The sequence below is a fragment of the Nitrosospira multiformis genome, from assembly GCF_900103165.1.
Classification (GTDB): Bacteria; Pseudomonadota; Gammaproteobacteria; order Burkholderiales; family Nitrosomonadaceae; genus Nitrosospira; species Nitrosospira multiformis_D.
In genome coordinates this window covers 3,369,282-3,382,108 of record NZ_FNKY01000001.1, presented here as the reverse complement: position 1 = coordinate 3,382,108, position 12,827 = coordinate 3,369,282, and the positions used below count along the sequence as shown (strand labels likewise).

Sequence of the window (12,827 nt, the reverse complement as noted above, 5' to 3'; positions counted from 1 at the left end):
GCTTATGGTGTCCTCTCGAACAGGGATTCAATGAGAAAGGCATCATCGAAGTGCCGGCGTCCGACGAAAGCGGTGGGATGACGTCCCCACTGGCGCATTGCGCCTGGCGACCGGATGCCCATTGGCCACAAAAGAAAACGCTCGGTACGCTCTGTTCCGGCGATCAGGCCATATGCACCGAACAGGCTGCGATAGCCTTCATCAGCAGGCAGGGAGCGCAGCACATCATATTCTTCCCACGCCAGCGGTTGTGCTGCTGGCAATAATCCGGGTGGCGATTCATCGTAGTAGAGTCTCTGGATGAAGTGGGTATGGCTGGCGATACGCAGCACCAGCGGCTGCCGTTCACGCGCTGGGGGCGCGGGTTGCGGCAGCATCGGAGGTTCAAAATAAAAAGCGGGAAGATCTTTACGCAAGCGTAGCCGATGGCTCGGAAAGAATTCGTGATAGCAGCCGCAATTATGGATGGCGTCGTAAAGCCATGGTTCCCCGTCCGGACCCAAGGTTACCCGCCAATTGATACCATCGAGTTGTCCCGCGTAGATATCGTTGCCGGGGCGCGCCGGGAACCAGACAATGTAGTTAAGCTGTAGCAATACCTGATCGCCGAGACGGGTGTGTGAAACCTTGCGGTACAGCGTCGGACGGGTAAGGTCTATTACCGGTCCGTTTTTCCATTGCAGCATGCCGATCTGATCATTCTCATCAACGACATCTACTTCCCATAGCGGGGCATATGTGTCGAAAAGCTGATCAAGAGCAGCATCTGTCGGCAGCGGGATGCCGAGCGGATCAAGCGAGCGGCGTAGAATCTTGGCTGTTTGCCAGGGGTCGAGCGGGACGTGGGACGGTGTGGCGGATGCAGGCACCCAACGCACCAATCTGCCGGCTACCGGCAGGGAGGCCAATTCTGTGGAAAAGGTATTGCGTGTTTTGTTGTGCCAGGCCGAGATGCCGGCCGACATAATCGGTGCAGTGAGCGGATAGAGACCGAGCACCTGCCACCAGGCTACATAGTCATCCTCAACGTGAGCAACATTGCGTAACCGGGCGCGGCGCTCCGATTGCGTAAGATCGGCAGCCATCAGCTGTTCGCGACAAGTGCTGAGTTCGTAGAGTAGAGAATCTTTGGGATAGTCCGCTATGGGTGCAGATAGATTGCGCAGTTCCAGCGCACGTGCCTGGGCGTCAAGCTTGGCCATATGATCGATCCATGCCGGCCAGTGTGCGGGCTCGGTTAGTTCGTCACGCAACGATGCAAGCAGGCGGGTTGTGCGCAGATAAGGGAAACCTCGAACCGGTGATGAGCCATGGTCGCGTACCGCCTCACGATCAATGATTGCATCGATTTCCTGATACAGTGCGCGGCAGGTAGTCAAAGTATCGGCTATCGATGTAATGGGAGGGTTTCCCACGGTAACGCAACCGGTCAGGAACAGCGTGCCAAGCAGCAGAACTAATTTTGCCGCAGCCGGAATAATGCACCTCGAATCGCTGCAATGATCCATCGTTTCCTCCGCTGCACGTTATTGTGCTTTCCACTTTCTTACATCTACCCCAGCTTTGACGATCGATGCGCACTGAGTCAAATTGGAACGATAATGGTGTGTGAAGTAAGGGTGTTGATTATTACACCCTCGGTACGATAAAGTTTATACAAAGAAAGGGAATGCTACCGCTTATTTGACTTTTCATCGATTGCTGCATGCGGGGTGCGGCAGCGCAGTCCGTGACGATTGAGGAACTTGTTTCCATTATCACAATCGAACCCGGCAGGGAGCGCCTGCTCAATCGCTTCAATCCGGTCTGATCCCGCGTCAACCTGGGTTTCCGGTGGCTATCATCTCCATCGGTCCAGTGGCCGGTAATTGAGACGATCCATTCTCTGCTGCTCTGGCCGGACTGTTTTTGGTTATTTTTTTGTCGGGAAATTTCTTACCCGGGATTGAATATGTATTTGAGCGCACGAAAAGTTATAATGCCTGTTCAACCAGTTTTCAAAAAATCTGAAAAATTAACGTCTATGCGTTCTATGCCAAAATTGCTTTTCCAAAGAAGTCCCAACCTATCCGGCGACGATGTGGCTGCAAAGCGTGAGGAGATACGCGCCTATTTTCATGCCACGCTGGATCGTTACGAGCAGCTTTTTGAGACGCTGCATGGTGATCAAGCCTATTTTAAAAAACCGATATCATTGCGTCACCCGCTAATTTTCTACCTTGGCCATACGGCAACTTTCTTTGCTAACAAACTGTTGCTTGCGGGACTGGTGGCGGAACGAATCAATCCCAGACTTGAATCCATGTTCGCAGTCGGGGTCGACGAGATGAGCTGGGATGATCTGAATACCACCCATTACGACTGGCCGTCCGTTGAAGAGGTGCAAACCTATCGCAATGCCGTTCGCAGCATTGTCGACCGGCTCATCACCGAAACACCCCTTACCTTGCCGATTGGCTGGGACCATCCCTGGTGGACTATTCTGATGGGGATCGAGCATGAACGTATCCATCTGGAAACTTCCTCAGTGCTCATCCGGCAGCATGCGCTTGAACATGTCAGACCGCATCCCGCATGGGAACCTTGCCGGAAGTCCGGCCAGGCGCCACAGAATCAATTAATCGATGTGCCGGCGGGTCTGGTTTCTGTGGGCAAAAACAAGGCCGATCCTGTCTACGGATGGGACAATGAATATGGCCGTCATAGTGCGGAAGTTGCGGCATTCCAGGCTGGCAAATATCTGGTGAGCAATCAGGAATTTCTGGCTTTCGTTGAAGCCAATGGTTATGGCATGGAAAGCTGTTGGGAGGAAGAGGGCCGTGCGTGGCAGCATCATACACGCGCAGGCTACCCTACCTTCTGGGTCAGGCATGGTAGCGAGTGGCGGCTACGCTTGATGACCGAAGAAATACCGATGCCCTGGGATTGGCCGGTGGAAGTGAACTATCATGAGGCCAAAGCCTTTTGCAATTGGAAAGCCGCGACAACCGGCCAACCGTTCAGATTGCCAACAGAAGATGAATGGTATCGGCTTTATGACGTAGCCGGGTTGTCGGAGATTCCGCAAACCGAACCAGCGGCTGCCAATATCCATCTCGACCACTCCGCTTCCAGCCATCCCGTCAATGAATTTCCTCAAGGAGAGTTCTACGATGTGGCCGGTAACGTCTGGCAATGGACCGAAACGCCGATTTATCCGTTCGAGGGCTTTGACATCCATCCACATTACGACGATTTCACTACACCCACATTCGACGGACGACATAACCTCATGAAGGGGGGTTCCTGGATTTCATGCGGCAACGAGTCGCTCAAGAGTGCCCGTTATGCCTTTCGCCGTCATTTCTTCCAGCATACCGGGTTTCGCTACGTGGTGGCCGATGCGCCAGCCGTTCAACACGACTCTCACTACGAAACCGATAAGCTGCTCTCGGAATATGGCGAGTTTCATTATGGCGATGAATATTTTGCCGTTCCCAACTTCCCGAAGGCATTGGCCGAACTGGCGATTGCCGCCATGGGTGACAAACCGGCTCATAAGGCGCTGGATCTTGGTTGTGCTTCCGGACGAGCCACTTTCGAACTGGCACGGCATTTTGACGATGTGACCGGTATTGACTTCTCTGCCCGTTTCATTGGCCAGGGCGTCCAGCTTGCGGGCCAGGGCGTGCTGCGTTATACACTGACGGATGAGGGCGACCTCGTTTTTTATAAGGAACGTACCCTGACGGGCCTTGGTCTTGATGCTGTCAAACATAAGGTAAAGTTTTACCAGGGCGATGCCTGTAACCTTAAAACTCTGTTCAGCGGCTATGACCTGATCCTTGCCGCCAATCTGATCGATCGTCTTTATGATCCGGCCAAACTTCTCTCAAGCATTCATACACGGCTTAACCTGGGGGGGCTGTTGATGATTGCCTCGCCTTATACATGGCTGGAGGAGCATACCAGGAAGGAAGCATGGATCGGCGGATTCAAGCGGGATGGCGAAAGCTTCGGTACCCTGGATGGTCTGAAAGAAGTTCTGGGTAGTCATTTCAGATTGATTCAAGGCCCGCGAGAAGTGCCATTTGTCATTCGTGAAACCCGGCGGAAATTCCAGCACACGCTTTCGGAAATGACAATTTGGGAGCGAATTGTTTGAGTGGCAATGACGTTTCCGGCCATGATTTCAACCGCGACATCAATCGCTCAGGTACTGCCAGCCTCAAGTATGACGGGCGGCAAAGCATGTTTGGCACAGCGGAGGTCATTCCGCTATGGGTAGCGGACATGGATTTTGCCGCCCCCCCGGCCGTAACCCAGGCGCTTGCGAAACGTGCTATGCATCCGGTGTATGGCTATACCGTCTATCCGGACAGTTTGTATGAGTCGTTGATAGACTGGTTGAGGCGCCGCCATGGCTGGGACGTGCGGCGCGAGTGGATCATGATGTGCCCTGGTGTGGTTCCATCGCTGTATGCCGCTGTGATGGCTTTTGCCGAGGCGGACGGGCCGGTCATCGTGCAGCCGCCAGTGTATTTTCCTTTTTTTTCAGCCGTTACCGGCACCGGCAGACAGCTGGCATATAATTCGTTGCGCCTGGCGAACAACCGTTACACCATGGATTTTGATCATCTGGAGCAATGTGCGGCAGGAGCCCGCCTGCTACTGCTATGTTCGCCGCATAATCCGGTCGGCAGGGTATGGAGTACGCGGGAGCTTAAGGACATTCTGCGAATAGCGAAGAAGCACGATCTGGTAATATTTTCAGATGAAATCCATGCCGATCTGATCTACCCCGGAAACAAATATCATGTACTTTCCATGCTGGCGGAGGCATCGGCCGGGAGTAGCGTTAATGTTGTAACCGCCGTTGCACCCAGCAAGACGTTCAATATTCCAGGGCTGAATCTTTCCGCTCTGATCGTGCCTGATCCGGAGAGTCGCAAAGCACTGACCCAGGTGTTTGACACCATGCACGTCAGCGCATCCAATCCATTCAGTGTCGTCGCGTTCGAGGCGGCCTACCGGGAAGGTGGGGCATGGCTGGATGAGTTGCTGATTTATCTCCGGCAGACGCGGGATTACGTAGCGGAGTATCTGGCTACCTATCTTCCGGATATCCGGCTTATTGAATCGGAGGGCACCTACCTGCTATGGCTCGATTGCCGTGCGCTGACTGCCCGATTGGGAATCAATGATGCACAATTGCGGCATTTCTTCGTGCATGAAGCCGGCGTGGGCATGAGTCCCGGTACACTGTTCGGCGAGACAGGCAGCGGTTTCATGCGCATGAATATTGGCGCACCGCGCCATATTATCCAGGTAGCTCTTGAAAATATCAGGGAAGCGGAGCAAAGAACCAGGCAAGGAATGATGCCGGCCTGAGAGGCATCCCTGCCAGTCTACGTTTATTGGCAGCTCCGTCGCGTCCCCTTTATCCCATTTTTCAGAAAATATCTCTTCCCCTTCATCCTGAATCCGGCAGCTGGACAGGTGGAGTTTGCGATTTCCGGGGCGCAGCGGGATTTTTGATTTACCTTAACGGCATAGATGGCTTTTCTTGGAACTTTATCCCGGTCATGGTTTGTAAATTTCCGGTCCTGGTTTGCCGGCATACATGAGTACAGCGATCCATTCCCATCGCGGCTGGGTTGCGGTTTTCATCACCATATGCATCTGGACCGGCTTCATTCTTGTCACGCGTCATGGCGGCACAGGCACCCTTACCAGCTGGGATATCACGTCGCTGCGTTTTGGGGTTGGCGCGCTGATTGCGATCTTTTTTCTGCCACGAATAACACTGCCGCCGCTCAAGGTGATCATGCTGTTTTCCTTGTTTGGCGGCATCGGGTATGCAGTTGTCGTTTATGCCGCATTTCGCATGACACCCGCGGCGCATGCCTCGGTGTTGTTGCCTGGTGCATTGCCTTTCGAGACAGCCATCATTGCATGGTTATGGCTTGGGCAAAAACCATTAGGGCGGCAACGCACTGCGCTTGCCATTGTCTTTGCCGGCATCGTATTGACAGCCGCCGATTCATTCTCGCGCGGCCCGGAACTCACTGGTTCGCAAATTCTTGGCGACCTTCTTTTTCTTTGCGGTTCATCCTCATGGGCGGTTTTTACCCTGCTGCTTGGCCGCTATGCGATACAACCGCTTGCCGCGACGGTAGCCACCACGCTGGGTAGCGCCATCGTTTACCTGCCAGTCTGGTGGTTTTTTCTTCCCAGTACACTTGGGCAAGCCCCCGCTGGCGAAATTGCGCTTCAGGCAATATATCAGGGTGTGCTGGTGGTCTTCATCGCGATGCTGTTCTATACCTTTGCGGTGCATCGTCTTGGCTCCCAAACGGTAGCATTGCTGATGGCTTTTGTGCCTGTCATATCGGCACTCGCCGCCGTGCCTCTTCTGGGCGAACCGCTATCTTTGCTCACGTTGGCGGGGTTGGGAGCCGTGACGGCAGGGGCTGTCCTGGGAACACGGACGCCGTTAAGTAAAGATTAAGAACGTGAATGCAAGTAAACTAACATGCTTCGACAAAGGCATACCATGCCCAGTATGTGGTTGCATGAATACTAATCTTAAGGGTCTGAGCTTCGGATTTATGATTAATGCAAGAACTGCGATTGCTTACCGGTTCGCAAGCGCTACCTTTGAGATGAGCAGTCAATGTCAACGATGACAGACATTACGCTTTCTTCTATTTCCTCCGTCAGCGCCTTGTCCGGCGTCGCGCCGCTAACCCTGCCTTCCGCATGGGCCGCGCAAGTCGAGTCGCAACTTTTGGCTGAAGAAAAGGTACTTGCCTGGCTGGAAACTGATCTTGATACGCAACTGCATTTTTCTTCCGGGCTGGTGGTTGTGACCAATCAAGCCCTGTTGGCTAGTCCAGGGGCGGCTCAGGAAGGCGCAGCCTGGCGGAGGTGGGTTTACCAGCCAGGGCTGAGACTGATTCATCACGATTATTCCGGCGTTGGCAGTCTCGAACTTGTTAACGCGGATTCACGGCTTGCCTGCTGGCGTTACACCCTCGGCGGCGACACTGCGGCCGCGCGTCTGATCGAACATTTTACAGAGCAACTGGATTACCAGCTTACTGGAGAGCCGCTGCAGCCATCCGTGGATGTTGTATGCCCCAAGTGCCAGAGAATACTTGATGCGCCGTTATTGCCGGGTGAAGAAGCGTGCGTGGCGTGCAGAAGAGAAATACATGTATCGCCCTCGACCTGGACGCTGTTTCGTTTATGGCGTTTTGCCAAACCTTATCAATGGCGGTTGCTCACGGGTTTTCTGCTGACGCTGGGCAGTACGGCGGCGACGCTGGTACCGCCTTACATGACCATGCCGCTGATGGATAACGTGCTGATTCCCTATCAGAACGGCAAACCGATCGATACCGCTCTCGTCACGTTTTATCTCACCGGTCTGCTCGGCGCCGCCTTCGTGGCGTGGGGGCTGGGCTGGACGCGAACTTACATGCTGGCGCGGGTTTCTGAACGTATCGGTGCCGATCTACGCACCGCAACCTACGACCATCTGCTCAAACTTTCGCATGCCTATTTCGGCGGCAAACGTACTGGCGACCTGATGGCGCGCATCGGCTCGGAAACCGATCGCCTCAATGTTTTTCTATCGCTGCATTTGCTGGATTTCGCTACCGATGTGCTGATGATGGTCATGACGATTATCATCCTGGTTTCGATCGATCCCTGGCTCGCGCTGGTAACCCTGATGCCGCTACCTGTCATCGCCTGGCTGATCCATCTGGTACGCGATAGATTACGCACCGGGTTCGAAAAGGTCGATCGCGTCTGGGCCGAGGTCACCAGCGTGCTTGCCGATACCATTCCCGGCATACGTGTGGTCAAGGCGTTTGCGCAGGAGAAGCGCGAGGCGGCGCGCTTTCGCGCAGCGAACGACCGTAATCTGGAGGTTAACGACCGGGTCAACAAGGTCTGGTCAGTGTTCACGCCTACCGTGACCCTGCTGACCGAAGTCGGGTTGCTTGTGGTGTGGGTTTTTGGCATCTGGCAGGTATCGAAAGACCAGATTACGGTGGGTGTGCTCACCGCCTTTCTTGCCTATATCAGCCGTTTCTATCTGCGGCTCGATTCGATGAGCCGCATCGTCTCGTTTACGCAGAAAGCGGCGGCCGGCACCAAACGTATCTTCGAAATCCTTGATCACGTTTCCAGTGTTCCGGAGCCCGTACACCCCGTGCATCTGCCTGTCGTCAAAGGCCGTATCGAGTTATGCGGCGTCGGGTTCCGCTACGGCACCCGCAGTGTGACGCGTGACATCAGCATCACCATCGAGCCAGGTGAAATGATCGGCCTGGTAGGGCACAGCGGCTCGGGCAAGAGCACACTTGTCAATCTGATCTGCCGTTTCTACGATGTTACCGAAGGCGCGATTTTGCTGGATGGAGTAGACATCCGCTCGTTGCCGGTCGCCGAATATCGCAAGCACATCGGTCTGGTGCTCCAGGAACCTTTCCTGTTTTTTGGAACGATTGCCGAGAACATTGCATATGGCAAACTGGATGCGAAGCGGGAGGAGGTTGTTGCCGCGGCCCGTGCCGCCCATGCCCATGAGTTCATCCTGCGTCTGCCACACGGTTACGACTCTCTGGTCGGTGAGCGGGGGCAGGCACTCTCGGGAGGTGAACGGCAGCGCATATCCATTGCTCGCGCACTGCTCATCGATCCCCGCATTCTGATCCTTGATGAAGCCACTTCTTCTGTTGACACAACCACCGAAAAAGAAATCCAGAGAGCGCTCGAAAATCTCGTGCGTGGACGCACAACTATCGCCATTGCTCACCGTCTTTCCACCTTACGCGACGCCAATCGGCTGATCGTGCTCGACCGTGACAGCGTTATCGAAACCGGCAATCATGCTCAACTGATGGCGCAGGAAGGTCATTATTACGGCCTCTATCAGGCGCAGGCGCGCAATGTCGACACCGAGGATGATTTGCGCAGACCGGATATTGATCGCAAAACCGAGGATGGACGAGAATGATTGACAGGCTGAGTTACCGGCTGAGCCGGAATGCCTTCGGACGGCTGGTGTTTACCGGAACGGATGGCGAAGCGCATGAGGGGGTCATTCCCGTGCGCGCGTTTCCGATCACTGCCCCGGATTATGGTATTGCGCTGATCGGCCAGCATGGTCATGAGCTGGCGTGGATTGACCGGCTGTGCGATTTGCCGGATGGGTTGCGTACGCTAGTCGAAACCGAGCTGGCCAGCCGCGAGTTCATTCCCGAAATCAGGCATATTCACGATGTATCGAGTTTTGTCACGCCAAGTACCTGGCAGGTGGAAACGGATCGGGGCAAAACATCCTTTATCCTCAAAGGTGAGGAAGACATCCGCCGGCTCGCCCCGCCAGCCCTGCTGATTGCGGATAGCCACGGCATTCAGTTCCTGATTCGCGACCGTTTTGCGCTCGATTCTCGCAGCCGCAAGATTCTGGACCGATTTCTCTAGCAGCCCGTCGAACTAAAGTAAATCGGCTGCAAAAGCCGGGTGTATAAGCATCGGGCTGGTTCATACTTCACCGCTTTTTTCCGCACATAACAATTATTGGCTTCCAGAATCTGTCGTACCAGTCATCTTTTCGCGTTGATTCTTCCATTCGGGCAGACTGCCGGAATAGACCGCCTGTCCTATTCCTGTTTCATACTCGGCGCTAATTGATAGTAGCCGGATTGTTTGAAACAACCACCGCCTGGTCTTTTTCCTAACGCCGGCTTGATCGATTATCGCCCTGTCTCCATCTGGAGACGGAAAATATTCATTATGTTTCAGTTGGTTGATAATAATCTGATGATTTTTTGTCAATGAACGACGACATCTTCACGCTAATTTCATAAAACCATTTCATCCAATCGATTGTTTTATAAGATTAAATTTATCTGGCATGACGTATGCTTAGATTGTGTCGATCTGCTCCCGTATATGGGTCAGCTTTTAGAACTACAAGAAATCTATCATCAGGAATATTCAAATTTCTCAACAGCGTTTGCGACCTCAAAATAGTGAGTGGGTTTGTCAAAAACGATGTGCGGCAAAAGAGTCGCATTAGCAGCAATCAATCAACTCTGATGAGCAAACTAGGGCCTGTTAACACTTATTTTGCATCCGCGTTTTTTGTGTAGCAACCCGAAGGGACGGGACGGATTTCATCCAGCCCTTCGTTACTCGTCGCTTACGGAGGCCTGCTCCGCCGCGCGGCTCATGCCTCGTGCTGGATGAGATCCGTCGCCGTCGCGGGTGCGAAATAAGTGTTAACAGGCCCTAGAGAGGCTGCCGAATGACAGCCTGTCCCGGGTATGGCTGGAAGAATTCAATATGAATGACCATCCGAAATCTTTTCAGGAATCCGTCGATGTGCTTTCAGAATAAATTTACTAAAGCTGTAAACCATTTGATGCCAACCGCGTTTAACCCAGTTTCAATCCATGTCTTGCGCAATTTTATGCTGGCTCGTCCAAATACGAATACTGACCATGAGGTTGAAAGGGACATTAAATTTCTTGAGATACGGCATCTGAATGGGCCCAACATCTGGACCTGCCGCCCGGTACTTGAGGCAATCGTCGACATCGGCGAACTCGAAGACTTTCCATCCGACACCATTCCAGGGTTTTATGAGCGTTTATCTTCCTGGCTTCCTTCACTGATCGAACACCGCTGCAGCTATGGAGAACGGGGCGGCTTCCTGCGCCGGCTCAAGGAAGGCACCTGGCCAGGCCATATTCTCGAACACGTTACGCTTGAATTGCAAAACCTGGCTGGTATGTCTGGCGGTTTCGGCAGAGCTCGTGAAACTTCGCGGCGCGGCGTTTACAAGGTTACCGTTAGCGCCTGGCATGAGGGTATTGCGCGCAACGCCTTATTCGCGGCTCGTGAGCTGGTACTGGCGGCGATGGAACACCAACCACCCGGCAAGCCCTATGATGTCAAGGGTACGATTGAGCGCCTGCGCGATATGGTCGATTCGCTCTGGCTGGGGCCATCCACCGCATGCATCGTCGAGGCCGCCACCAGCCGCAACATTCCTTCCATCCGCCTTCTTGCCAAAGGCAATCTGGTGCAGCTCGGCTATGGTGCGCGCAGCCAGCGTATCTGGACAGCCGAAACCGACCGCACACCGGCGATTGCGGAAAGCATCTCGCGTGACAAGGATCTGACCAAGTCATTGCTCCGGTCCTGCGGCGTTCCTGTTCCCGAGGGCCGCATTGTCGATAGCGGCGAAGATGCTTGGGAGGCCGCACAGGATATCGGTTTGCCGGTCGTCATCAAACCCTGCGACGGGAACCATGGGCGCGGTGTTTTCATTGAACTGACTACGCGCGAAGAGATTGAACCGGCCTATCACGCAGCATTGGCACAAGGTAGCGGTGTTTTGGTTGAACGCTATGTTCCGGGTACCGAACATCGCTTGCTGGTTGTTGGCGGCCGGCTCATCGCCGCGAACCGGGGTGACTCGGTATCGGTTACCGGCGATGGCAAGTCAACCATCAGTGAGTTGATCGCTCATCAGATCAATTCCGATCCGCGCCGTGGAGCGACCGAAGATCACCCGCTCAACCTGATCAGCATAGATGGCGTAACTATCATGGAGATTGCCCGTCAGGGCTTTACCATCGACTCGGTACCGCCGGCTGGGCTCGACGTCCTGATTCAGCGTAACGGCAATCATGCTTTCGACGTCACTGACGAAGTGCATTCGAGTATTGCCGCGGCCGCTTCACTTGCAGCCCGTATTATTGGATTGGATATTGCCGGCATTGATCTTGTTGCCAGAGATATCTCGCGGCCACTCACCGAGCAGGGCGGGGCTATTGTCGAAGTCAATGCCGGCCCCGGGCTGCTGATGCACATTAAGCCCGCTGTAGGTACTCCTCGTCCGGTGGGTAAAGCCATCGTCGATCATCTCTTCCCGGATGATAACGATGGCCGTATTCCTGTCGTGGGGATAACAGGCAGTTACGGTAAAACCACTGTAGCGCACCTTGTCGCTCAGTTGCTTGCACTCACCGGCCGGCATACGGGGCTGGCTTGTGGCGACGGATTTTATTTCGACCACAGGCAGGTTTATAAGGGCAATCATGCCAACTGGAAGTCAGCCAATAATATTCTGATGAATCGCTCGATTGAAGCGGCGGTTTTTGAGAATAGCGGCGATGGTATTTTGGGTGAGGGTCTGGCCTACGATTGGTGTCAAGTCGGTATCGTTACCAATGTTGACATTAGCCGGCATTATGGCCGCTACGATATCGAGACACCGAAACAGGTTTTCGATGTTCTGCGCACTCAGGTGGACGTAGTGCTGCCGGCGGGCGCAGCGGTGCTCAACGCAAGAGAGCCGATGCTTGTCGAGATGGCTGCGCTGTGTAATGGCGAGGTGATCTACTTCAGTCTCGACCCTGAGCTGCCAGTCATCAATGCGCATCGTACAAGTGGCACAGAAAGTGTGGGGCAGGTACACAGCAACCGTGCCGTTATCGCTCGTGACGGAAACATTCTGCTCGTTACCGGCTTCAGTGAAATAACACTGGCCAGATTGGCTGACGTGCCAGTTACGCAAGGAGGGCATGCGACGCTGGAGATCGAGAATGTTCTGGCGGCGGTGGGCGCTGCGTGGGCGCTTGGTATCGCGCCCGCTCTCATTCGTAATGGAATTGAGAGTTTCCCGGGCATTCAAGACAGAAAAAACCTTGCCGCCGAATCAATGCTCCCGAATGAATAAACCTGAATCTGGCACTTGAACGCTTGCTTGTTAGCATAAATCTTTGATTTATAAAGTATATACTTTTTTTATTTGATGT

General features: G+C 53.9%; 7 protein-coding genes. 6 read left to right on the top strand and 1 reads right to left on the bottom strand.

Going from position 1 to position 12,827, the window contains the following annotated elements; all coding sequences use genetic code 11:
* Window positions 1-2 precede the first annotated feature (2 nt).
* Window positions 3-1,508 (bottom strand): hypothetical protein, encoded by a 1,506-nt coding sequence (locus tag BLR00_RS15300; protein ID WP_074633977.1) that lies wholly within the window; start codon window positions 1,506-1,508, stop codon window positions 3-5.
* A 515-nt stretch (window positions 1,509-2,023) separates the two neighbouring features.
* Between BLR00_RS15300 and ovoA the strand changes: the two genes are divergently transcribed.
* From ovoA to BLR00_RS15260, 6 genes are all read left to right on the top strand, one after another.
* Window positions 2,024-4,144 (top strand): 5-histidylcysteine sulfoxide synthase, encoded by a 2,121-nt coding sequence (gene ovoA / locus BLR00_RS15295; RefSeq protein ID WP_074633976.1) that lies wholly within the window; start codon window positions 2,024-2,026, stop codon window positions 4,142-4,144.
* Window positions 4,141-5,370: a MalY/PatB family protein gene (locus BLR00_RS15290; RefSeq protein ID WP_256324176.1), complete on the top strand. Its 1,230-nt coding sequence runs from the start codon at window positions 4,141-4,143 to the stop codon at window positions 5,368-5,370. The genes ovoA and BLR00_RS15290 overlap by 4 nt, the downstream gene beginning before the upstream one ends.
* Window positions 5,371-5,602: 232 nt before the next feature.
* Complete coding sequence (locus BLR00_RS15280) at window positions 5,603-6,490, top strand: DMT family transporter (RefSeq protein WP_074633973.1); 888 nt, start codon at window positions 5,603-5,605, stop codon at window positions 6,488-6,490.
* Window positions 6,491-6,664: 174 nt separating this feature from the next.
* Window positions 6,665-9,010, top strand: a complete 2,346-nt coding sequence (locus BLR00_RS15275; RefSeq protein WP_371130410.1) for a cyanophycin metabolism-associated ABC transporter — start codon at window positions 6,665-6,667, stop codon at window positions 9,008-9,010.
* Entirely contained in the window at window positions 9,007-9,480 is a 474-nt protein-coding gene (locus BLR00_RS15270) for a cyanophycin metabolism-associated DUF1854 family protein (RefSeq protein ID WP_074633972.1), read from the top strand. The genes BLR00_RS15275 and BLR00_RS15270 overlap by 4 nt, the downstream gene beginning before the upstream one ends.
* Before the next feature lie 991 nt (window positions 9,481-10,471).
* Window positions 10,472-12,748, top strand: a complete 2,277-nt coding sequence (locus BLR00_RS15260) for a cyanophycin synthetase (RefSeq protein ID WP_074634355.1) — start codon at window positions 10,472-10,474, stop codon at window positions 12,746-12,748.
* Window positions 12,749-12,827 lie beyond the last annotated feature (79 nt).

Excerpts from the sequence above, each read along its gene's own strand:
- BLR00_RS15300 (WP_074633977.1), bottom strand. The coding sequence starts at position 1,508 with ATGGATCATTGCAGCGATTCGAGGTGCATTATTCCGGCTGCGGCAAAA.
- ovoA (WP_074633976.1), top strand. The coding sequence starts at position 2,024 with ATGCGTTCTATGCCAAAATTGCTTTTCCAAAGAAGTCCCAACCTATCC.
- BLR00_RS15280 (WP_074633973.1), top strand. The coding sequence starts at position 5,603 with ATGAGTACAGCGATCCATTCCCATCGCGGCTGGGTTGCGGTTTTCATC.
- BLR00_RS15275 (WP_371130410.1), top strand. The coding sequence starts at position 6,665 with ATGACAGACATTACGCTTTCTTCTATTTCCTCCGTCAGCGCCTTGTCC.
- BLR00_RS15270 (WP_074633972.1), top strand. The coding sequence starts at position 9,007 with ATGATTGACAGGCTGAGTTACCGGCTGAGCCGGAATGCCTTCGGACGG.
- BLR00_RS15260 (WP_074634355.1), top strand. The coding sequence starts at position 10,472 with ATGCTGGCTCGTCCAAATACGAATACTGACCATGAGGTTGAAAGGGAC.